This window comes from Thauera sedimentorum, from assembly GCF_014489115.1.
Classification (GTDB): domain Bacteria; phylum Pseudomonadota; class Gammaproteobacteria; order Burkholderiales; family Rhodocyclaceae; genus Pseudothauera; species Pseudothauera sedimentorum.
On the sequence record NZ_JACTAH010000002.1, the window covers coordinates 1,252,809 to 1,275,338 of the forward strand.

The window sequence follows — 22,530 nt, forward strand, 5'->3', positions numbered from 1 at the left end:
GTGGCTCCGTTTTTTCTTGTGTACGCTTTTCCCGTGTAAAGCCTATACTGCTGTAGGCCGTTCACCATAAAAAGCGTAAACAAATGCTCAATCCTCTTGCTGTCAGGACCATCGTCCTCGTCTCGGGCGAACGCTTCCCAGTCTTGGTGTCCCGTGCGACGGGTGAGCCCGTGTTCGAGCCGACCGTCTACTCCATCAATGAGTTGAGGGCGACTAATAAAGCGGCCAACACTATCGAACATGCACTGCGCTCGGTGATGCTTCTCTTGTTCTTTCTAGATGTGAGAAATATCGACTTGGCTCAGCGAATGCGTGAAGGTCGTGTGCTCGATGTCGGTGAGATAGATGCACTGAGCGCCCTGTGCAGGGAACCTACCGGCGGTGTCCTACTTGCTGCTGCAGGAATACAGCAACAGTCATCGCAACGAGTCGCTCATGCAGCTTTAGAGAAAGTTAGGAACAATCCAAAACGGCATTCGGCCAAGCAAGTGTGTAGCGCCACTGCCGCAAATAGGATACGTGCGATTCGAGATTATCTCGGCTGGCTCGTAAATGGCTATCTGTCTAGGCAGGGAGGGCCGGCAGCTCTTGAAGCGGCATGGATGCGTTGTCGTTTCACCCTTGACGCCAGGGTGCCGGGCAAACGAAACCGGGACTCCATCGGCCAGCGGGAAGGATTGCCGCCAGATGTGCTTAAGCGCCTTCTTACGGTGGCGTCACCGGATGCTGCAGAGAATCCATGGCGGAGTCGTCACGCCAAGGTGCGGAACTATCTACTGATTCGCTGGCTGAGCGACCTCGGTTTGCGCCGGGGCGAACTACTCAACGTAAAAATTTCTGACATCGACTTCCGGGCTGAGCAAGTCACAATTGCAAGGCGTTCAGACGATCCCGGTGACCCGAGGAGGCACCAACCGCTGGTAAAGACGCGAGACCGGATCATCCCGCTTTCCGCGCAGTTGTGTAGTCTTACTCTCAGCTACGTCACCTCTATACGCAGTCAATTGCGGGGCGCGCGGAGGCATGAGTTCCTCATTGTTGCGGATAGGAGTGGTGCTCCGATGTCACTAAGCGCACTGAATGACGTATTCGCAGGAGTGAGGAGGGCTTTTCCCGGTGAGTTTCAGAACCTTGAGCCACATGTATTACGGCACACATGGAACGACAGGTTCTCGGAGGCCATGGACAAGGCGGGAGTAACTCCCGATGACGAGCACCAGATGCGAGCATTTCTGATGGGTTGGTCGCCGACATCAAAGACCGCTCACACCTACACGCGACGCCACACGCGAAGGAAGGCACGGACCGTGTCTCTAGCCATGCAAACGGTGCAATTCGAGCGGGCGAAAAAATGAGCACCCACTTGGGCTTCGCAAGTAACCAATCGAGGCGGTGTTTGCCAAGTGTTGCTAAGCCGCGCAACGGCTCACCATTCGATCCTACCGCAACGCGGTGGACTTTCCACGACGGCATAGCCACAGTCAGCCTAAATTTCGGGTCGCTAGAGTGGGCGTCGCCTGCCCTTATTGAGTCGATGAAGATGGTTCTCGTCTGGTATGCGGAACACGCGTCGGCAGGGCAGCTGAAGTCGCACTTTTATAAGCTACGTCGACTCGTTGACTTCATCGCAGAGCAGCGCGGAGGTGAGGTCCATGAGATAAGCGGAACCGACCTCATCAATTACAGATCGTCGTTACGACCCAGTGAAGAGTGCCTTTTGGGAGCGGTAGCGTCGTGTCTGAAAAAGTGGCACGCCTTACAGATTCCGGGTGTCACTGAGGACGCTCTCCGATTCCTCACGCAGGTGCGCCTGAAAGGGGCGCAAAAGGGTAAGGCTGTCCTAACGATGGACCCTGAGTCGGGACCATTTTCGGATATTGAGATACAGGCCATTCAGGACGCGCTAAACGGTTCGTATGCTGCCGGCAGCCTGGACTTGGGAGACTACGTCCTCGCTTGGCTATTCATTCTGCTCGGTCAAAGACCTCAACAGTTCGCTTTGCTGAAGATCTGCGATGTAATCGCGTCACAAAGGGTTGACGGTTCGCTCGAGTACATCGTCCGAGTTCCGCGGATAAAGCAGCACAACCAAACGCACCGCGACGAATTGAAAGAGCGTCTTTTAACCCCTTCGTTTGGTCGCGTGCTCTATGAATACGCACGTACGATCGAACAACGCTTCGAAGCTGTTCTGGCAGACCCGAAGCAGGCTCCTTTGTTTCCGGCCGAGCGCAAACCGGTAGATCAACCGTTCGAGTTGGCCTACCACATGACATCCTATTCTCTCGGCAGGCGTTTTACCCAGGTAGTGAAAGCCCTCAAGGTATGGTCTGAAAGAACTGGCACGGAGCTGCACATCACCCCCACTCGCTTCCGATATTCGCTAGGTACTCGGGCAGCCAAAGAGGGACACGGCGAACTCATCATTGCCGAGTTGCTTGACCACTCTGACACTCAGAATGTGGGGGTCTACGTGAAGGCGACGCCAGAGATCGTTGAACGAATCGATCGCGCAGTAGCTCTTCGCATGGCGCCGTTGGCCCGGGCTTTTGCCGGCACTATTATTAGTGACGATTCGGAAGCAATCCGCGGAGATGATCCGATCAGTAGAATTATCGACCCTCGCTTCGATGACAAGCTTAAACCCATGGGCAACTGCGGTCGTAATGGATCATGCGGCTTCATGGCCCCAATTTCCTGCTACACCTGCAACAGCTTTCAAGCGTGGGTCGAGGGGCCTCACGAAGCGGTCCTTGCATACCTCATTGCAGAGCGTGCGCGCCTCATGACTGAGGCAGACGTACGAATTGCAAAGATAAATGATCGGACGATTTTGGCCGTCGCGGAAGTGGTGAGGCGAGTTCGAAAAGTACGGAAGGAGGCGGCCGATGGCTGCTGACGTCGTTTTTTTTACGCCGAAGGCCGAAGTCGACGCTTCCGCGAACTTGTCAGCGTTTATCGCGATGTGTAGGTCGCAGCTGACCATCTTCGGTGTTGACCTCCCCTTCGAGGACGCCGTCTGGGACGTGACCGACGCCGTAAAGCTGAAGGGGCACGGAAAGAAGCGGGTCCGCATCTCCTTTTCCACGCAAGAAACTGTGGACGCGATGGACTCAGTACAGATGGCCGAGCCATTTGTGTCCTTCGCAAAGGCATATGTGCGATACATGCAGGGTATGCGCCCGACCAAAAACCCTGCATTTCGCGTCACTGCGCTACGCGCCCTTGACGCTGCCCTAAGGGAATGCGGGCACTCGGACCCCGTGAGGGTCGATGGCGACACGTTAAATCGGGCTGCGCGTTTCATCGCAGAGCGATTCGCCGAAACTACTGCTTATCGGATTGGCGCGCAGCTTGAGATGATCGCTGCGTTCATGTCAGACCATCGTTTGACCGCGACGCGGCTTACGTGGCGCAGTCCGATTAAGCGGCCACGAGATTCTGTTCGCGTTGGACAGGAGTTTGACAGGCGCCGTGCCGAGAAGATGCCGTCTCTTGCTGCGCTGGAAGCGCTCCCCAAAGCATTTCAAATTGCAACTCAGCCGAAAGATGAATTGTTCTCTTCTATCGCAGCCATTCTCTGTTCAGCGCCTGACCGCATCAACGAGGTGCTCCTGCTTGCCGCGAATTGCGAAGTGCACGATAAGACGTCTTCCGGCAAAGACGCCTATGGTTTAAAGTGGTTTCCTGCCAAGGGCGCGGATCCAACGGTCAAATGGATTATTCCGTCGATGGCTCCTGTTGTCGCGGAAGCTATCGCCCGAATCAAGCGTGTTACGCAGGACGCACGCCAAATCGCGCGATGGTACGAATCGAATCCGCGAACGCTTTACCTGCCGCCGGAATTGGAGCATTTTAGGTGCCAAGAGTTTGTGACGATGGAAGAGGTTCGTCGGATACTTTGGTTGGAAACTGAGAACAGTAACTCGGCGCGTCAATGGTGCACTTTGCACGGTGTGCCGCTGTTAAAATTGCCAGGAGCGAGGGTGCTGAATGTTCGCTTAGCGGACGTTGAAAAAGCTGTTGTGGATCAGCTTCCCGCCGGCTTCCCTGCGCTGAATGCAGAGATTGGACTCAAGTATTCGGATGCGCTCATTGTCGTGCGACGTAACGAATTGCATCCGAATAAAGCAACTTTCCGTTGCGCCATTGATCCAGTTACCATCAATCAGGTGAACACTGCACTCGGAGCCAGAAGTGAGCATGGTTTCGACTCCATGTTTGACCGCCTCGGTTTCCGCGAACCGGACGGTTCCGCAATTCAAGTGACTACCCATCAGTTCCGTCATTACCTGAATACGCTGGCACAGGCGGGCGGCATGAGTCAGCTCGATATCGCAAAGTGGTCCGGACGCATCGACATCCGCCAGAACGAGGCATACAACCACGTGAGCGCCGACCAGATGGTGGCGAAGATTCGCCAGTCAATCGGTGACGAGTCGCAGATGTTCGGCCCCTTGGCTAGGTTGCCCAAGAACATCCCGATTTCGCGAGACGAGTTTGCCCGTCTCAAGATTCCGACCGCGCACACGACAGACTTCGGCTTCTGTGTGCACGATTACACCATGATGCCTTGCGAGCAAAACGCAGACTGCATCAACTGCAACGAGCATGTCTGCGTGAAGGGCGACGATCACAAGGCGGCAATGGTTAGACGTCGGCTTGCGGAGGCACGAGATCTTTTTGCGCGCGCCGAAGCCGCGACGGCGGATGGTTATTATGGTGCTGAACGCTGGATGGAGCATCACCAGAAGACCATTGAGCGCCTAACTCAGCTTGCCGCGATTCTCGATGACGCATCCGTTCCCATGGGAGCTGTGATTCAGTTGTCTGGAATTCCGACTGTTACGCGCATTCAACAAGCGTTGGAGGACCGGGGCTCTTTGGACGGCAAGCTGTCGGCAAACCTCTTGGATAATAGGCCGCCCGCTTTGCTTGAAAGGGTGAGCAATGACTAAAAGGCGCGCAAAGAACCTCGATGATGCGGCCATCGGCCTTATTGTCGGCGTGTTGGATGGATGGTCTGGGAAGCTCACCTGGGACCAGCTGATTGACGCGGTTGAGAAGCGCATGTACGTTCGTTATACGCGGCAGGCGCTTGATAGGCATCCACGTATTAAAATCGCCTATCAGGTTGCAAAGGAGCGACTCAGCAGAGTTCCTGGCAGCGAAGGTGCCCAGAAGCCATCTCCGATCGAGCTTGCGGCGATTGCGGAGCGACTCAAACGAGTAGAGGCTGAGAACCTTCGCCTGAAGGTGGAAAACGAGCGCTTGCTCGAGCAGTTTGTAACGTGGGCCTACAACGCGCATCTAAAGGGCTTAACGAAGGAATACCTAAACAATCCCCTTCCGCGGGTAGACCGGGAAGTTACTAGAGTCACTCATAAGACGACATGGGGGTAGGGGCGCTGAAGTCGCCGCTACCGCGGAAAGGCGCGCACGAGCTTGCTGAACCCACTTTCGCCGAGCCCCAAAAATACGTCATATAGGACGTAGCTAAGCTGTGAGCGTGGTCGACGTCCGTTTCGAAAGCCGGATTTGATGGTCCAACCCTCGGCTCGGGCTCTGTCCCAGGGCAACCGCAGCTACGCCTTCGTCATTCGTCGTCTTGCTCATCGTCCAGTTCGAAGCCGAGCAACGCGGCGCGGAACTCGCCGTCGTGCCCCAGATCAGCGCAAGCGCCGCGAACCACCTCATCACTTTTCCTTCTGCGTCCTGAGCCAGCTCAGCAGCCGTTCGACCTCGGCTTCTGTGCCGTAGGTCAGATGCAGGACAAGTTGCACCGGCATCGGGATGTTCCTCCCAGTTTCGTATCGGCACCCGCCACTTTGCGTCACCCCGATGGGTTGCCAGAAGTTGGTCTGATTGATCCCGAGTTCGCGACGGTACGCTTTGATCGATTCACCGGAGGTGAACCGTAGCCGTGGTCGCTTGGCCTGCTTCTTCGTGTCGTTGCCTGCCATTCTTTCGCTCTGTTCAACTATGCCGATTGCAATCATAAGCAATCTTTCGGGTATCGGTTTAGCCCCCATGCACCACCGGTAGATCGTCCCAGGAAGTCGTGTATGCGGGCGACAGTTGTTCGCGCCGCATCTGCCAGGGTTGCGTGATACCGGCGGCAAGCGACCTGACCGTTCCGCGCCCCCAGCGCTGGTTGATCGCATCGAGGGTGGCCATGAGCGGACCGGCGCGCGCATTTTCCCCTTCCCCGTCGCCAAATGGGCTTGCCTGGCGGGCGGTGGGCGGGGTGAGCTCACTCAGCATCACGCCCGCTTTCTGATAGACGAAACCTGCCTGGAAGATGCCTTCCAGCGTGCGTGTGGCGATTCTGACCAGCACCCGGGTGTCGTCGGTCGGACAGGTGAGCGGCACGGTGACAGATCGCTGGTACTGCGGCGCTTCGGGCTTGAACGGATTGGTGCGGATCATCACAGTGAGCGCACCGGCCACACAGTCCTGCTGGCGAAGCTTCTCCGCGGCGCGACTCGTGTAGGAGGCCACCGCTTCCTTGAGGGTGGGTAGATCCTCGGCCCACTGCCCGAAGGAGCGACTGGCCATGATCTGCTGCTTCGGCGGGGCCATCTCTTCCAAGGCAATGCAGGCTGTGCCGTTCAGTTCGCGCACCGTGCGTTCCACCACCACCGAGAAGCACCGGCGCATCGCTTGAGGATCGGCATGGGCGAGATCTGCGACCGTATGGATGTTCATCCTTGCAAGCTGCTCGGCCGTCCGGCGCCCTACTCCCCACACTTCGCCCACCTCGATAGCGGCGAAACGCGACGCACGCGCCTCGGGCGCCATCTGCGCGAGGTCACACACGCCCTCGAAGCAGGGATCCCTCTTGGCGATGTGATTGGCAAGTTTCGCGAGCGTCTTGGTCGGGGCGATGCCAACGCAGACGGGGATTACCCATCGACCAGCACTGATTGATCGCCTTCGGCACCGCCAGCGGCTCGGTCTCATCTTCTATCCTCACCGATGCCTAAGATAGTCGGCCCTGAGCTGTTCAAAACGTGGGTCAGCAGCCAGTTCGGGCATCGCTGTCTGGATCGCCTCCAGGCAGGCTCCTAGGTCACTGGGAGGCCAATGGGTTTGCTCGCCTATTATCAGACTCAGAAACTCAAGTGCCTCTTCAGGGAAGTCGCTGCAAAGATTGGCTTCATTCAATCGACGCACTAGGTAGAAAGGTTGTGCCAGTGGCTGCAGCCAAGCATGCAGAAACGCTAATGCCTCCGGGAATGCATCCCGTGCCGCAATGCATAGAAGGCTGAGGCTATCGGCGATCTTCCGGGAAACGTTGTCCCGGGTCTTGGGCCAGATGGCGTGAAGGTATGGGGCGACCCGGTTTTTCCAGTAGTCGGCCCGTTGATCGCCCGCACCATCAAGCGCGCGCACTAGAGCCCGCGCGGCAACAGACAAACCATCCGGTGGCAGTGCGAGGGTGGCGGTCGTCAGCTCGGCGGTGGTGAAGGTGTCGGCTGGGTCGAGGGCGGAAAATGTCAGCAGCGATGCGTACTGTCCGCCGTAGTTGCCGAGTACCGCATAGTGTCGCGCCGTGTCCAGAAAAGCCGGCTTGATTGCTTCGATAAAGGGCCGGTGTAGGCGGGGTGACCTCAGGAAGCCCTCCCATGCTGCAAGCGCTTCGACTTCGGAACGGCGCCAATCGAACAGTGGCAACAAATGCTGCGCCGCCCACTCCCGGTCGACACGGAACAGCACAATGACATTGGTTGCCAGCAAGGCGCGGCCAGCTCGGAACTTGTCTATCCTGGTGTCGCAGAGTTCGCTGAATATAGGCTTGAGCTCTGCTGGCAAGCCTTGCCCGTCCTCCAGCGTGCCTCGATACCACCAGCGCAGCAATGCTTCTGTTAGATGGCCAACCGTGTGGTTGATCGTGCGTATGACTACTTCGGCTGTATTAGCGTTGTCCTGGCTCGCCAGTGCCAGGAGACGACGAACCAACTTGAAGAAGAGCATATCGTGGCCCTTGAACGCATTAGCGATGGCTTGCAGCCAGCAGCTGACACTGTAGGCGAGCGATTGCAGGAGATCACTTGGGGCGTCCGTAAGAACGGGTGCGAAGAAACGCCAGGAGCGGTTCAGGAGCCGTTCTTCTGACCACACCTGCAGTGCCTCGCGCCAGCGATCCTTAGGCCAGATACCTACTCTAGTCAGTGCGTACAAGGCACATGCAGTTGTAGCAAAATTGTCTCGGCAACGTTGCCGCCAGTCGTCCTCCTGCCAGGGGTCTGCGTTGGGCTCTTGTTTGAGCCATTCGATTAGCTCACGGCGACGTCGCGGTGCGACGACGAATTTCCGCCACTCATTACCATCGCCCGTCCAGTAAGGAAACTCGTCGCGCTGATCTGGCGCCAGTTGCCATTTCGGATACTGGGTCGAAAGTTCCTCCAGTCTTTCTTTGCTAGTCGTACCCAGTACAGCGCCGGCTTCGGTGATCTTTGCCAGCCGCAGAAAAACTTCGTGGTCAACGAATTGATTCCAGCGCTCAGGTGCAATGTCGTCGTCGAACAACTCGCGAGGAGGTCCGGCGACCACGGCCAGCTCCAGTTCCCGCAGCATCGACGCATTGAACTGCGGTGCTAGGACCACTAGCAGCCGCATAGTTTCCCGCTTGGTTTCCTCGGACCATAGCCACAAGTGATCCTCCGCCAGCAGCCAATCGAGAGCGCGCCGAAGGGGGATTACGTTACCCTGCGCCGCGGCAAAGAAGGCGAGGCGCCGGAACAGCGGGTAAGGTGTTTGCCACCAGGACTCGGCCACAAATGCTGCCTGTGTCGGAGATTGAGCTGCTGTCGCAAGCCACGCGTCTCGAGTTAGGTCGATCAGCGCTGTCCAGTCGTGGTAAGCCTGGTTCTGCGGGTGCTCACTGATTGACGGCTGATGGATGTAGGACAGATCGCTCCTAGGTTCGGCATCGCCGAGCTCCTGCATCAGGTCAAGCGCGTCCCGCAGCAGGAAACTGAATTCGGACAGCAGTTCTGGCAATACGGCAGTCCAGCGCCCATCCTTGGTCAGATCATGCACGCTGGAATGGACGTGATCCGTCGAAAGTACGATCTCCCAGTCCACCAGATCCTTAACCCGTGCAGGTTCAGTGTCTTTCTGATGATCTTCAGGCAACCGGAAGGACTCTCGCAGCGACACACGTGGCGTCAGTGCTGCGCGAAGGTCGAGGCGCAAGGTGGCGGTGAGCCCATCGCGCTTGAAGCGGTCATGCCAACGATATAGGTCTAAGTCGTTCAACCACGATTTCACCCGCCCAGTTAGCAGCAGCCGCCACAGGGTGCGCATCAACGGTCCAGGGATCGCGTTGGGCGCCGTTTCACGAACTTGCTCCAACGCGACGATGTTGCCCTCCTGCTCAAGCTTGACAATCTCGTCCAAACGGCCGTCGATCCGACTAGCAAATTCGCTATGAAGCTGCCCGCCGCTCTTGACCAGCCAAAGCAGCAGTGCCGGGTCGTTAAGATGGCGGATCAGCCAGCGTGCCAGTTGCCGCATTACTTCGTCCCAGCGACTGCTGCGCGCACTGGCATCGACCAAACACATCGACGGAGCCAGTTCATAAGGCGAAGGTCGGCGGGTCAGACTGAACGTGAGCTTGTCATCAACGATCGATCTGGGCCGGACGCCGAAGCGGCTCAGATCGGCATACTGGTACCGCTCATCGCTCAGGGGCTCAAGCCAATCTAGTGATGGCACTGGGTCCAAATCAGCAAAGCGCCTTGCGGGCAGACCGCCGGGATCACTCAAGGCCCAAAGCAGGCGGCTGACAAAATCGTCCTGTTGGGTGCTCGCCATGGGGCGAGCAATAGCACACTCGACGACAATGCGTTCCTTGCCGCGTATGCCGTCACGGTAGGTCTTGGCCCAGGCACGTAAGGTCTTGTGGAGGTAGGCGTGGCGATTGTGTTCGCGGTAGAGAATAGGTGTGACGTTCTTGGCTCGCCACTCGTTGGCCCGTTCCGTTTCCTTGTCCTTGGAGTAACTGCCGAAAGCGAACATCTCCGGTGGCGACTCGCCGAGCAGCCGGTCGGCGGCCAGCGCGTCCATCATGTAGCGCAATACCGGGTCGTTGATGCTGTAGCCAACGAAACAGACGATGTAGTTTCTGAACAGTTCGCTGACGAAACGCGCTGCCCAGCGTTCGGTGAGATAGGCGAGGCCGAAGTCGCCGCTGGAAACGACCAGGCGATCCAGATCGTTTGGTGTCGGCGCTAGAGTGAGGAGGCCATGCAGATATACCAGACCATCCCAGCGGTTCTTGGGTACCGGTAGCAACGGTGCATGAAAACGCTCGATCTGCAGTGACTTCGTTGCAATCACTTCCTCGAAGAGGCGATCGAAATTGGTGGTGATGATACGCGTGCGACCTTCGCGGGTCTTAGATAACGTCAACAACGCCTCGTGGGTTGCGGTTGCATTCGGAGCGTTGAGGTTGGGATTCAGAATCTCAGCTAGTGCTTTCCGTACCCTGGATTCTTTGCGGCCACCGACAATGTTCGCTTCCAGCAGGCCTACGGCTGTGTCGAACTGTTTGGCCTTGATCGCTGCCTGTTGTATAGCGTTTGGCGGCGTCCCCAAGACTGTATAGAGCTTTGCCACCAAATCGGAAAAGCCCGGCAGGCCTGCCGGGTAGGAAACACCCGCGCCGCAGAAGAAAACCACTCGCCCGTCCTCATGCGCCTGTATCAGGCGTTCGGGAATATCTGGGCCGTTCTTGATAAATTTCATTGCCACTCACATTGGACAACTGTAATGTCCAGGTCATTCTGGCCCCTGAGCCAAGTCAACAACGCTTGCGCTTGTTCTTCGGTGCCATAGGTCAGGTGCAAGATCTGCTGCAGGGGCATCGGGATGTTCCGCCCAGTTTCGTATCGACACCCGCCACTTTGCGTCACCCCGATGGGCCGCCAGAAATCTGTCTGGCTCATGCCGAGCTTCTGGCGGCATTCCCTGATCGCGTCACCCGAACTGAACAGTAGTTTCGGCCGCCTGGATTGCTTCGTCGCGTCAATGGCCGCCATCACGTCGTCCTCGGAATTATGCTTATAGCAATTCTGGCATTCTATCCGAGTCGGCTCAGCCCGCGCGGACGATGGGCAACCCGTCCCACGAGGTGGTGTAGGCGGGCGACAATCGCTCGCGCCGCATCTGCCAAGGCTGCGCGACACCTGCGGCAAGCGATCTGACCGTACCGCGCCCCCAGCGCTGGTTGATGGCATCAAGTGCCGCCATGAGCGGTGCAGCACGCGTGTCTGAAGCGCTAGTCTGATCGTCCTCAAAGAGACTGGCCTGACGTTGCGTGCGTGGGCTGAGTTCGCTCAGCATCACCGCTGCCTTCTGATAGACGAACCCCGCCCGAAAGATGCCAGCCAGCGTACGGGTGGCAATGCCAACCAGTGCTCGCGTGTCGTCCGTGGGGAAGGGAATCGGCACCGTCACACTTCGTTGGTACTGAGGTGCTTCGGGTTTGAAGGGATTGGTGCGGATCATCACCGTGAGCGCACCGGCGACACAGCTCTGCTGGCGCAACTTCTCCGCCGCGCGGCTCGTATATGCGGCTACCGCTTCTTTGAGCGTGGGCAGATCCTCCACCCACTGCCCGAATGAGCGGCTGGCCATGATCTGCTGCTTCGGGCTCGCCACTTCCTCCAACTCAAGGCAGGCCGTACCGTTGAGCTCTCGTACCGTGCGTTCGAGCACCACCGAGAAGCGTTGCCGGATGGCTTGTGGGTCGGTGCCAGCAAGATCGGCCACGGTGTGGATGTCCATCGCAGCCAACTGCTCAGTAAAGCGCCGACCGACGCCCCAGACTTCGCCGACCTCAATCCGTCCGAAGCGCGCATCGCGCTCCTCAACCCTCATCTGCGCCAGATCACACACCCCCTCGAAGGCTGGATCCTTCTTGGCGATGTGATTCGCGAGCTTGGCGAGTGTCTTGGTCGGCGCGATGCCCACGCAAACCGGCAGCCCCAGCCACTGCGCGATCCGTTGCCGGATCCGCTGGCCGTGTGCCACCCGATCCGTAAAACCGCTGAGATCGAGGAAGGACTCATCGATGCTGTACACCTCCATGCAACTGGAGAAGCCCGAGAGGATCTCGACCACGCGATTGCTCATGTCGGCGTAGAGCGCATAGTTCGATGAGCACGCCACGATGCCGTGTTCGCGGGCGAGCGCCTGAATCTTGAACCAGGGCTCCCCCATCGGCACCCCAAGCGCCTTGGCTTCGGCCGAGCGGGCCACCACGCAGCCATCGTTGTTCGATAGCACAACGAGCGGACGGTCAGCCAACTTAGGGTCGAAGAGCTTCTCGCAGGACGCGTAGAAGTTGTTGCAGTCGACGAGCGCAAACACGGCAGGCCCCCGTGAGACTCAGGCCGGCAGCCGCTTGAACTTGCCGATCACCACGCCCCAGACCTCAAGGTCGCAGCCCTCGGCCAGATCCAGTGCCGGGTAGGCCGGATTTTCGGCAAGCAACGCCATTCGCCCCGCGCGACAGTACAGGCGTTTGACCAGACGCTCGCCATTCACGAAGGCCACGACAATATGGCCGTGCTGGGCGCTCAGGCTGCGATCGACCACCAGAATGTCTCCGTCAAAAATCTCCGCCCCCTGCATGGAGTCTCCGCGCACCGGGAAGAAGAAGGTCGAGACCGGGTTACGCACCAGGTAGTCGTTGATGTCCAGACGCTTGTCCGCGTAGTCCTCCGCTGGCGATGGAAACCCGGCCGAGACCGGCGTGAGCCCCAAGGGGATCCAACAGCCTGGAGCATCGAGCGGTGCGCGCAAGAGGTCCGCGGGAAGATCCAAGGTGACACACCCTTCACGCATCGACCGGCCTCCGGACACGGATAGCGGACGGCTGCACCGACGTCTTTGCCCCGAGAGTCTCGGCGCGCACTGGCCAGCCTTCGTCATCGACCATCAACAAGGTGTGGTCGCACTCGGGGCACACTCGGAAATAATGCTCGCCATCGGTTGCGTACTCGAAGCGGTCGAGTGCGATCGGACGATGGCAGTGCGGACAGGTGTGGTGGGTGGCGGTCATGGTGAGGGCGTCTCCGGAACTGTAATTCTATTCAGTGTTCGAACAACTGCAAACCACCACACATCACCCTGCTGCGGGCCTTGTCGCAGCACGCGGCCCGGATCAGGATGGCAATCAAGCACTTGCCGGAGGGTTCAACCATGTGCGGTCGCTACGCGCTCTACGGCCCGATCTCCCGGATCCGCGAGCAGTTCGATGCCAAGGACGACGAGATCGAGTTCGAAGCCCGCTACAACGCAGCGCCCACCCAATGGCTGCCGGTTATCCGGCAGCGTCCGGATGGCGAACGCGTTGTGCACCTGCTGCGCTGGGGCCTCGTGCCCTCCTGGGCGAAGGACGAATCCATTGGTAACCGGCTCATCAATGCCCGCGCGGAGACGGTGGCAGAGAAGCCCTCGTTTCGGGCCGCCTATCGCAAGCGTCGCTGCATCGTGCCGGCCAATGGGTTCTATGAGTGGAAGGCGCTCACGCGCGGCAAGCAGCCGTACTACATCCATGCGGCCGATGATGCGCTTCTCGGGCTCGCGGGGTTGTGGGAGCACTGGAGTCGGCCGGGCGATGGTAAGCGGATCGACACTTTCACCATCTTGACCACCGATGCCAACACGCTCATGCAGCCGCTGCATGAGCGCATGCCGGTCATCCTCGCGGCGGACGCCTACGTTGCGTGGCTGGAGCCAGAAAGTGATCCAGATGCGTTGCAGGCGCGACTCGCGCCCTTTGCTGACGGCCTGCTCGCGCTTCACCCCGTAGGCAAGGGCGTTGGCAGCGTCAGAAATGAGGGCGCTGAGCTAATCGAGCGAATATGAGTAGGGGGTCGGCATCCGCCTAAATCTGACCCTCGGTACCATCGTTCGCCGCGTCGCCATGTTGCGATCGGTGCCCAACACGGGCATCGCGTGCCCTCAGCAAAGGAGCGTGGCTGAGTGAGGGGTACGTTGTTGTGCGATTGCCCTGTGCTACCCTTCAATATCCAACACGGAGCGGGAGTGTCGCGATGGCATTTGTGTCGCTAGTTAGCCTGCTCTTGGCGACTGTGTTCCTTGCTGGGTTTGCTTGGTACGCATCCACACACCGTGAGGAGGATCGCTCCGACTCAGCGGCGCGAGATCGGTACCCCGGTAGTTCAACTGAGCTACCGAAAGATTGAGACCGCTGACGCGAAGTGGTCGGGACGCATGGTGCATGGGTAAGGCACTGTCGTCGAGTGCGTAGCCTCAGCATGCTGCGGTCCGAGTGTCCTGCTTCGAGGTACGAAGGATTCCAGCCCGTGAAAAAGCGCAAGCGAACCGTGTCACCCGCAGTGTCCCAGGAGCTTGAGGACGCCCGACTGATGGCGGCTAGAGCCTATCAGGAGCGAACACGCGAGGCCTTTGCTCAAGCACTGCGCGAAGCCTCTTCGTTGGGGGCGCTAGGTCGCGGTGTACTTGCCGGTCCGACGGTAAAGAACCGTTCGCTCAAGGGGCCTGGTAGCAGCGATGGCTGACTCATGGGCGTGGGCATCGCCAAGCGGCTTGAGTAGCGGTGTTCTGGGCTGCCAGTGCCCGCAGCACGGTCCTGGCCCGTGTCTGATCCGTCGTTTCGGTTCTTGTACCAATCAGCAGCTGTCCGATGGATCGGAAAGGCAACAGCGGCAGAGGCCCAGGGAGAACTTGAGACCTCCGGGGCGCCCGCCCCCTCCTTGCATCACGGCAGCCCTTTGCGCCCGGCGGCCACAGGCCAGGGCGCCTTCATCCGCCGCCGAACCATAGTACGGACGTCCAGGACGATCGTCTCTGCTCTTGCGCGACGATCAAAACCTAGGCGCTCAGATTCAGGAATGGACATGGTAGCCGGCCGGCAGATTGTCTCAAGTTGTGCACCGGTACACTACAGTCGCCAACGAACCGGACGTGAATCTTTCCGTCATTGTTGGAGAGCGCGATGAAGGTCCTTGATGTAGTCGCCACGCTACGCGCTTTTCCTGAGCAGCGAGTGGGGAGAGGGCAGGTTGGTACGGTGGTCGAGGAGTTGAATCGCGACCATGTTCTCGTTGAGTTCGCCGACTTGTACGGCGTCACTCACGCGATTGCGCCCATTCCTGTGAACCAACTGATGGAACTGAAGTACTCGCCCGCCTGGCCTCCGCCGACTTGTTAACCGAAGCATGGCCGCCCCACGCCGGTCATCCTAGACGACGTGCTGGCGCACCGCGACCCGGAGTATCTCGCGCCGATGAAGCGCGTCCTCTTCGACGCCGCCACCCGCGACAAGATCCCGCTATTTACCTGCCACCCCGCTAACTCGAGACCTGTGCGTGGTGTAGCGCTCGATGGAGGGACTGCGAGCAGGGCAAATGGCACCGGCGGGTATGGTGTATGCAACCGTTTATCGCCCGAAGCTAGTAGGTTACAGCTTCCTAAATGGCTGCGTTCGGCCATCAGCTGCCCGTCCTCCTCTCCACAATGCAGCCATCCTGATGGCCGCTGGGCCTCGAAAGCTGTCATTGCCTCAAGCACGTCGCTCCGCTGTCCTCATCCCTTCTGATGGACTTGTCGTGCGTCGCCGATGTCGCGCCGGGCGTGAGCGACGATGACAAGCCCCGACCACAGCGCGAGCCCGGACATCACCAGTGCAACGACAAGGTCCGGCAACGCGCTTCCGGTACCGAAGACGCCTGCCGCCGCCAGGATCACCGCGAGATTGCCGATCGCATCGTTGCGGCTGCACAGCCATACCGAACGCATGTTCGCGTCGCCCGCGCGAAAGCGATACAACATCATCGCCACCCCTGCGTTGGCGAGCAGTGCGAGGATGCCGACCACGCCCATCGTGATCGGCTCCGGCGTCACGCCGTGCTGGAAGGCCCACAGGGCGCGTGCCATTACAACGGCGCCGAAAAGCACCATCGCCACGCCCTTGAGCAAGGCCGCGCGTGCCCGCCATATCAATCCCCAAGACAGCACCGTCAGCGACAGCGCATAGTTGGCGGCATCTCCTGCGAAATCGAGGGCGTCGGCCCACAGGGCGACCGAACCGACTGCAAGGCCGGCGAAGAATTCGACCAGGAACATCACCGCATTCACGATCAATGCAATCCACAGTGCCAGGCGCAAGCGCGGGCTCGCTGCGCTGGCATCGCAGGTGGAGTGGGAACAACAGCCGGCCATGGTTTTCTCCTTAACGTGGGCGAGGGGTGCATCACACACCCTGTAGCCACTACAGGGTCAAGCGGTTAAGCTGTTGGGCGGTCGCAATGAGGAGATGCAGGCGATGAAGATCGGTGAATTGGCCAAGGCCGCGCACGTCGAGGCCGAAACCATCCGCTACTACGAACGGATCGGTCTGCTCCCGGCGCCTTCCCGCAGCCCCAATGGATATCGGGCCTACGCGGGTGGGCACCTTGAGCGCCTCGCGTTCATCCGCCACTGCCGGGCACTGGACATTGCCTTGGCCGACGTCGCGCAGCTGCTGCGCTTCGTGGACGACCCCACAACCGACTGTGCTGAGGTCGACGCGTTGATCGACACCCAACTCACCCGTGTCCGCGCGCGTCTCGACACCCTGCAAATGCTCGAGCGCCAACTCGTCGCCCTGCGCAGCCAGTGCTGTGCACCCGATCGTGCGGCGCAATGCGGCATCCTGCATGAGCTCGAGGCGCCGACGCGGGGGGATGTCTGTGTGTGCCACGATGAGCATGCGCAATGATCTGCGGTTCGGTGGCGGAGTGACCACAATGTGGGGTGCCAGCGCTCCGGTACGTTCATGGTCGCGATATGAGCCGTCAGCCAACGGGCTGGGGTTAAAATCGTCGCCCATGCACCGTTGGCTTGCCATTTTCTTCCTGCTGCTCGTTCCGCTTCAGTTCGCGTCGGCGGGCCTGGAGGCGTACTGCTTGGAATCGGCCGGTTTCGCGACCAGCCACGGCGACCACCATCCACATACCTGTCAGGTGGATGAAGGCGATGAAGGGATGAAAGGGCAACTTCACGCCGACTGCGGTTTCTGCCAGATCCTTGCGAGCGCTGCACTGCTCGATGCGGGTCGTCTGCCATTGACAGGACTGGGCCATGTCCTCGTCGACGCCGGGCGGGACTTCAACGCGTCTGCGCTGGTCACCGAGCCTGAACGCCCCAAGTGGCGCCTCGCTGCCTGAGCGGCAGCCCACCCCTGTCTTCCCCTCTTCTTCGAGTGCGCGCCGCACGGTAGCGGCGGTGTGCTCCATTGCGGACGTCCGGGCACTGCCTATGGCGTCCGCCCCTCCCGAAGCCTGGGAACCAACCCTCGAGATCGACTCGATGCACGACAAACGAACCCAATGGTGGTGGCTGATGGCCGCCTGGGCCGTGGCTCTGGTATCCACGCTGGGCGCGCTCTTCATCGGTGAAGTGATGGGCATGACGCCCTGCGTGCTGTGCTGGTACCAGCGGATCGCCATGTTCCCGCTCGCCCTCATTCTGGGCATGGCCGTGTTCGCCGAGGACCGGCGCGGTGCGGTGTATGCGCTCCCATTCGCGCTCGCTGGTCTCGCGCTGGCCGCCTATCACAGCGCACTGATCGCCGGCTGGGTGCCACAGTGGTGGGTGCCGTGCGGCACTGGCCCCTCGTGCAGCCAGCAAGCCCTGGTCATCCTTGGCGACATCCAGATTCCCTGGCTATCGCTGGCGGCCTTCCTCGCCATCGCCGCCGCCTTGACGATTTATCTGATAAGGACCCGTAAATGAACACACGAAAACTCCTGGCACTCGCCGTGTTGCTGATCCTCGGCCTGGCCTTTTACTTCGGCATGGATGCCTATCGCGACCGCACACAGGCCGAACAGGACACGCGCATCGCTGTGGAAGGAAGCCGCCTCGTGCGGATGCATACCCCGATCATCGGGCCGCAGAACGCGCCGGTCACCATCGTCGAGTTCTTCGATCCCGCCTGCGAGACCTGCCGCGCCTTCTATCCGATCGTCAAGCAGATCATGGCCCAGCATCCGGACAAGGTTCGGCTTGCGCTGCGCTATGCACCCTTCCATCACGGCTCGGACCAGGTGGTGAAACTGATCGAGGCTGCGCGCAAGCAGGGACTCTATACCCCGGTGCTCGAGGCGCTGCTGGCCGCACAGCCCGAGTGGGCCGACCACGCGGCGCCCAACATCGGCATCGCCTTCGAAGCAGCCGCTCGGGCCGGCCTGGACATGGAACGCGCCCGGCAGGACATGGAAACGCCCGAGATCCAGGCCGTGCTCGCGCAGGACATCGAGGATCTGACCGCGTTGCAGGTCAGCAAGACGCCGACCTTCTTTGTCAACGGACGCAGTCTGCCCAGCTTCGGTCCGGAACAACTCACACGCCTCGTGGCCGAGGAAGTGGGGAAATTACAGCGGTGATCGAAGCGTTCGGGCTCGCTGGCCTGCTTTCCGTGATAGCAGCGGCCGCAAACCGGGGGCGAGCTTTACAGGCACGACTCCGGTTTGCCCGAGAACAAAACGCAGATGAGCTCGACCGATCCGAGCAAATCAGGAACTACGTTTCGGGATCGCTGCCGTGCAGTCCCTGAAGTTCACGTAAACCTTGTCCCCCACCTGCAACTTCGGCTCAGCTGGCAGCCTCGCAGTCCGCGCATACGGATGGCCGTTGCGTTTGAACGCGATTGTCACGTAGGTGACGTTACTTGCCTCTCCGACTGTCTCATCTCTGCAGTCATAGAACGATGGCCGTTGAAGCTCTTTGCCCAAGCCGATCTCGACGACAGTACCTTTGCGCCAGCCATCGCCCTGCGCGTACTTATCTTCATACACGACGGCGGCCGCACATCCGGTCAAGCCACCAGCGACGACCAAGGCCAGTCCTGGCCCAATCAATGCTTTCATCTTGCTACCGCCGAGCGCCTGAGGTGACCGCCTGCGCGCCGTTGCCGCAGGCGGTCGGGCGGAGTCACTTCAGTGTGAAGCGTGCCGTGGTGGAAGGCTTGCCCGGAAGGGTGACAACCGCGACCAGCTTGGTGCCGGCGCCGACCTTGAAGCTACCCTTGGCTTCGAGTCGATCACCTGCAGGCCTGAGTTCGACATCTTGCTTGTTTGCGCCAGACAGCAGCGTGAGCTTGGCACTGCCGTTTGCCACATCAACAGGCTTGCCGTGATCGCGAAGATGCAACTGGATCACCTCGGGCTTGGCAACGAGTTCGAGATCGAGATCCTTGACCTCGACCACCACGCCTCCATGCATCGATTCATGCTCGTGAGCATGGTCATGCTTGTCGGCTGCAAAGGTGGGGCCCACAGACACGAGAGCAGCGAGGGCGACGACTTTTGAGAACTTCATGGTTTTTCCTTTCTGGTTTGCATGAGGCGGGTTAAGCAGCGTCAGAATGCTTCGGCATTTCGATCGTCGAGCAGACTCTCTGCATCGCGGCGGCCGAAGAGCCAGAACATTGCAGGGGTAAGGAAGGTATCCAGCAGGGTCGAACTGATGAGGCCCGAGAAGATCACCACGGCCACCGGATGCAGGATCTCGGTACCCGGGCGCTCGGCCTCGAACAGCAGCGGTGCAAGCGCAAACGCGGTTACCAGTGCGGTCATCAGCACCGGCGACAGGCGCTCGATCGAGCCCCGCAGGATCATCGTGTGGTCGAAGCTCTCGCCCTCGATACGCATCAGGTTGAGGTAATGGCTCACCTTGAGGATGCCGTTTCGCACCGAAATACCTGCAAGCGTGATGAAGCCGACGAGTGCCGCCACCGACAACGGCTGACCGGAGATCCACAGTCCAATCACCGCCCCGACCAGTGCGAGCGGAATGTTCGCCATGATGAGCGCCGAGAGTCGAACCGACTTGTAGCGGCTGTAAAGCACGACGAACATCAGCACGAGTGAGATGATCGAAAGCAACCCGACTAAACGGGATGCCTCTTCCTGAGCTTGGAACTGCCCGCCGAGGGTGATGAAGTAGCCCTCGGGCAACTTAAGGTCGGCCACGACGGCACGGATGTCCTCGACGACCTCCGATAGCGGACGCTGTTGCGCATTGGCCGAAAGCACGATGCGGCGCTTACCGTCGTCCCGGCTCACTTGGTTCGGACCGTCACCATCCTCGATCGACGCCAGCTTCGACAAGGGCACATGTCCGGTCGGCGTTTCGATCAGGATCTGAGCCAGCCCGTCGACCGAGCGCGCCGTTTCCGGTAGGCGAACGACCAATGGGAACCGTCGACCACCCTCGACGATCTGGGTGACCTTCTCGCCCTCGACGAGGTTTTGCAGCGCGGCCAGAATCTGCGGTGCCGGCACCCCGTAACGGGCAGCGGCCGCATAGTCGATCCGCACCTTGATCTGCGGCGCGAGCACTTGCTTCTCGATCTCCAGGTCGGCGAGCCCCGGAATGGCGGCAAGCCGCGTTCGCAATAGGTCAGCCTGACCGCGCAGGGTGTCGAGATCCTCGCCGAAGATTTTGATCGCGATCTGCGAGCGCACGCCCGACAGCATGTGGTCGATGCGATGTGAGATCGGTTGCCCGATCGCGATCGCAGCTGGCAGATTGACCAGTCGCGACCGGATGTCTGCGGTGATCTCACCCATTGAGCGGCTCAGCTCACCGGCGGGTTTCAGCCCCACATCGAGCTCGCTGACGTGGACACCTTCCGCATGCTCGTCAAGCTCGGCCCGCCCGCTTCGGCGCCCGACGTGCGTCACTTCGGGAACCTGTTTCACGAGCACTTCCGCTTGCTGCGCGAGCGCGGTCGACTCCGCCAGGGTAACGCCCGGGTTGAGCCGCATGCCGATCAGCAAGGTGCCTTCGTTGAACGGCGGCAGAAAGGTCGTGGGGAAGAACGGTACCGCAGCGGCAGCAATTGCCACCGCAACCGCACCCGCTGTGACGGCCGCCCTGGGGTGCTCGAGCACCCCCTGCAACGCCCCGCGATAACGTGCCTTGAGCCAGGCGAGCAAGCGCGTGTCACCGTGATCGAGGGACTTCATCCGGGGAAGCAGGTAAAAGGACAGCACCGGCGTCACGGTCACCGAGACGACCAACGAGGCGAGCGTGGAGACGATGAACGCCACGCCGAGCGGCACGAACAGCCGCCCCTCCATGCCAGGCAGCGCGAACAGCGGCAAGAACACCAGCACGATGATGATCGTCGCGTAAAGGATGGCCGAGCGCACTTCCATCGTTGCGCGCGCCACGAGTTCGATCGGGTGAAGCCGATGGTCGTGATGCTTTGCGCGGTCCTCCTTCAATCGGCGCAGCACGTTCTCTACGCCCACAACCGCATCGTCGACCAAGCCGCCAATCGCAATCGCGAGACCACCAAGGGTCATCGTGTTGATCGACTGCCCGAAATACTTGAAGACCAACGCCGTCATGAAGATGGACACCGGAATCGCGGTGAGCGCGATGATCGTCGGGCGCAGGGTGCCGAGAAAAAAGAAGAGGATTGCCGCAACGAACACCGATGCGCCAATCAGCTTACCCTTGAGCGTGCTGATCGATGCCTCGATGAAAGTCGCCTGCCGGAAGGTCACCTCCGGCGCATCCATCCCGGCCGGGAGCGATATCTTCATCTCTTCGAGCGCGGTTTCGATCGAGCGAGTCAGGTGAATGGTGTCCGCCGTAGGCTGCTTCTGAATGCCGAGAATGACGGCCGGTTTGCCCTCGAAGCCCGCATCCCCCCGTTTGGGCGCCGCTGCGAAGGTCACGGATGCGATCTGACGCAGCAGGATCGGCTGGCCATCTCGCGCAGTGATCGCGAGGTTCTTCAGATCCTCCAGGCTCGAGGTCCGACCGAGATGGCGGATGAGATACTCGCGCCCGTTCAGTTCGAGAAAACCCCCCGAGGTGTTCGACGAGAAGCCTCGAATCGCCCCTTCCAACTGCTCCAACGAAACACCGAGCTCAGCCATACGGCGGGTGTCGGGCTGAACCTGGAACTGCCGCACCTCCCCGCCAATCGGGATGACTTGCGCGATGCCGGGGATCGCCATCAGGCGCGGACGAAGAACCCAGTCCGCATACTCTCGGACCTGCATCGGCGAGATCTTCGCCGTGTCGATCGGGATCGCGATCTGCATGATCTCGCCCATGACCGAGCTGATCGGCCCCATGCGCGGAATCACGTCTTCAGGCAACCCTTCCTCCATGGCTGAGAGGCGTTCCGACACCATCTGCCGGGCGCGGAAAATCTCGGTACTCCAGTCGAAGGTCACGTAGATGAAGGACAGCCCCGAGCTCGAGGTAGAGCGCACTGACTCCACGCCGGGCAAACCATTCATGGTGGTCTCGAGCGGAAAGGTGATGAGTTGCTCGACCTCCTCCGCCGCCATGCCGCCGGCTTCGGTCATGATCGTGACCGTCGGCTTGTTGAGATCCGGAAATACGTCCACGGGTGTTCGCGAAAGCGTGAACGCCCCATAGGCCATCAGTACCAGGCTGGCGATAATCACCAGCAGCCGGTTACCAAGGCTGTTGTCGAGTAGCCACTTGAACATCGGA

General features: G+C 60.0%; 21 protein-coding genes. 9 read left to right on the forward strand and 12 right to left on the reverse strand.

The genetic code is table 11. The features are described from left to right. Positions 1-83: 83 nt before the first annotated feature. Genes IAI53_RS15685 through IAI53_RS15700 form a run of 4 tightly spaced genes read left to right on the forward strand, consistent with a single transcriptional unit; the run spans position 84 to position 5,403 of the window. Positions 84-1,355 carry a site-specific integrase gene (locus IAI53_RS15685; protein WP_187719089.1) on the forward strand — a complete coding sequence of 424 codons (1,272 nt, stop codon included), beginning with the start codon at positions 84-86 and terminating at the stop codon, positions 1,353-1,355. Continuing rightward, complete coding sequence (locus tag IAI53_RS15690; RefSeq protein WP_187719090.1) at positions 1,352-2,899, forward strand: site-specific integrase; 1,548 nt, start codon at positions 1,352-1,354, stop codon at positions 2,897-2,899. Before IAI53_RS15685 ends, IAI53_RS15690 begins: the two co-directional genes overlap by 4 nt. Next, the gene (locus tag IAI53_RS15695) at positions 2,889-4,958 is read left to right on the forward strand and encodes an integrase (protein WP_187719091.1); all 2,070 of its coding nucleotides are present in this window, start codon (positions 2,889-2,891) and stop codon (positions 4,956-4,958) included. Before IAI53_RS15690 ends, IAI53_RS15695 begins: the two co-directional genes overlap by 11 nt. Continuing rightward, positions 4,951-5,403: a hypothetical protein gene (locus tag IAI53_RS15700; protein ID WP_187719092.1), complete on the forward strand. Its 453-nt coding sequence runs from the start codon at positions 4,951-4,953 to the stop codon at positions 5,401-5,403. The genes IAI53_RS15695 and IAI53_RS15700 overlap by 8 nt, the downstream gene beginning before the upstream one ends. Positions 5,404-5,696: 293 nt before the next feature. On the opposite strand, the gene IAI53_RS15705 is transcribed toward IAI53_RS15700, so the two are convergent. From IAI53_RS15705 to IAI53_RS15735, 7 genes are read right to left on the reverse strand one after another with little or no spacing between them, the layout of a single operon-like run. Then, complete coding sequence (locus tag IAI53_RS15705; RefSeq protein WP_187719093.1) at positions 5,697-5,963, reverse strand: helix-turn-helix domain-containing protein; 267 nt, start codon at positions 5,961-5,963, stop codon at positions 5,697-5,699. Between the two features lie 58 nt (positions 5,964-6,021). Next, positions 6,022-6,963: a DUF4113 domain-containing protein gene (locus IAI53_RS15710; protein WP_187719094.1), complete on the reverse strand. Its 942-nt coding sequence runs from the start codon at positions 6,961-6,963 to the stop codon at positions 6,022-6,024. Positions 6,964-6,972: 9 nt separating this feature from the next. Next, positions 6,973-10,755, reverse strand: a complete 3,783-nt coding sequence (gene dsr1 / locus IAI53_RS15715) for an anti-phage defense-associated sirtuin Dsr1 (RefSeq protein ID WP_187719095.1) — start codon at positions 10,753-10,755, stop codon at positions 6,973-6,975. Continuing rightward, entirely contained in the window at positions 10,752-11,048 is a 297-nt protein-coding gene (locus IAI53_RS15720; RefSeq protein ID WP_187719096.1) for a helix-turn-helix domain-containing protein, read from the reverse strand. Before IAI53_RS15720 ends, dsr1 begins: the two co-directional genes overlap by 4 nt. Before the next feature lie 55 nt (positions 11,049-11,103). Continuing rightward, positions 11,104-12,381: a Y-family DNA polymerase gene (locus IAI53_RS15725; protein WP_187719097.1), complete on the reverse strand. Its 1,278-nt coding sequence runs from the start codon at positions 12,379-12,381 to the stop codon at positions 11,104-11,106. Between the two features lie 18 nt (positions 12,382-12,399). Further along, positions 12,400-12,858, reverse strand: coding sequence for a LexA family protein (locus IAI53_RS15730; protein WP_187719098.1), 459 nt, complete (start codon positions 12,856-12,858; stop codon positions 12,400-12,402). Next, positions 12,851-13,075 (reverse strand): hypothetical protein, encoded by a 225-nt coding sequence (locus IAI53_RS15735; protein ID WP_187719099.1) that lies wholly within the window; start codon positions 13,073-13,075, stop codon positions 12,851-12,853. Before IAI53_RS15735 ends, IAI53_RS15730 begins: the two co-directional genes overlap by 8 nt. A gap of 140 nt (positions 13,076-13,215) precedes the next feature. Between IAI53_RS15735 and IAI53_RS15740 the strand changes: the two genes are divergently transcribed. Continuing rightward, positions 13,216-13,884 carry an SOS response-associated peptidase gene (locus IAI53_RS15740; protein WP_187719473.1) on the forward strand — a complete coding sequence of 223 codons (669 nt, stop codon included), beginning with the start codon at positions 13,216-13,218 and terminating at the stop codon, positions 13,882-13,884. A gap of 1,114 nt (positions 13,885-14,998) precedes the next feature. Next, the gene (locus IAI53_RS15745; protein ID WP_187719100.1) at positions 14,999-15,214 is read left to right on the forward strand and encodes a DUF4926 domain-containing protein; all 216 of its coding nucleotides are present in this window, start codon (positions 14,999-15,001) and stop codon (positions 15,212-15,214) included. Positions 15,215-15,588: 374 nt separating this feature from the next. Here IAI53_RS15745 and IAI53_RS15750 read toward each other — a convergent pair whose 3' ends face one another. Next, positions 15,589-16,170 (reverse strand): cation efflux transmembrane domain-containing protein, encoded by a 582-nt coding sequence (locus IAI53_RS15750; RefSeq protein WP_225433331.1) that lies wholly within the window; start codon positions 16,168-16,170, stop codon positions 15,589-15,591. Positions 16,171-16,327: 157 nt separating this feature from the next. Between IAI53_RS15750 and cadR the strand changes: the two genes are divergently transcribed. Next, on the forward strand, positions 16,328-16,762 hold the full coding sequence (cadR, locus tag IAI53_RS15755) for a Cd(II)/Pb(II)-responsive transcriptional regulator (RefSeq protein WP_002930997.1): 435 nt from the start codon (positions 16,328-16,330) through the stop codon (positions 16,760-16,762). Between the two features lie 94 nt (positions 16,763-16,856). Here cadR and IAI53_RS15760 read toward each other — a convergent pair whose 3' ends face one another. Next, positions 16,857-17,279 carry a hypothetical protein gene (locus IAI53_RS15760; protein ID WP_021249911.1) on the reverse strand — a complete coding sequence of 141 codons (423 nt, stop codon included), beginning with the start codon at positions 17,277-17,279 and terminating at the stop codon, positions 16,857-16,859. Between the two features lie 73 nt (positions 17,280-17,352). Between IAI53_RS15760 and IAI53_RS15765 the strand changes: the two genes are divergently transcribed. Together IAI53_RS15765 and IAI53_RS15770 are read left to right on the forward strand one after the other, a co-directional pair. Next, entirely contained in the window at positions 17,353-17,778 is a 426-nt protein-coding gene (locus IAI53_RS15765; RefSeq protein ID WP_225433332.1) for a disulfide bond formation protein B, read from the forward strand. Then, complete coding sequence (locus IAI53_RS15770; RefSeq protein WP_002930999.1) at positions 17,775-18,431, forward strand: DsbA family protein; 657 nt, start codon at positions 17,775-17,777, stop codon at positions 18,429-18,431. Before IAI53_RS15765 ends, IAI53_RS15770 begins: the two co-directional genes overlap by 4 nt. Before the next feature lie 129 nt (positions 18,432-18,560). On the opposite strand, the gene IAI53_RS15775 is transcribed toward IAI53_RS15770, so the two are convergent. The 3 genes from IAI53_RS15775 to IAI53_RS15785 form a co-directional block, all read right to left on the reverse strand. Further along, positions 18,561-18,914, reverse strand: a complete 354-nt coding sequence (locus IAI53_RS15775; protein ID WP_002931000.1) for a hypothetical protein — start codon at positions 18,912-18,914, stop codon at positions 18,561-18,563. A gap of 64 nt (positions 18,915-18,978) precedes the next feature. Then, complete coding sequence (locus IAI53_RS15780) at positions 18,979-19,365, reverse strand: hypothetical protein (RefSeq protein WP_002931002.1); 387 nt, start codon at positions 19,363-19,365, stop codon at positions 18,979-18,981. Between the two features lie 41 nt (positions 19,366-19,406). Then, complete coding sequence (locus IAI53_RS15785) at positions 19,407-22,526, reverse strand: efflux RND transporter permease subunit (protein ID WP_187719101.1); 3,120 nt, start codon at positions 22,524-22,526, stop codon at positions 19,407-19,409. Positions 22,527-22,530 lie beyond the last annotated feature (4 nt).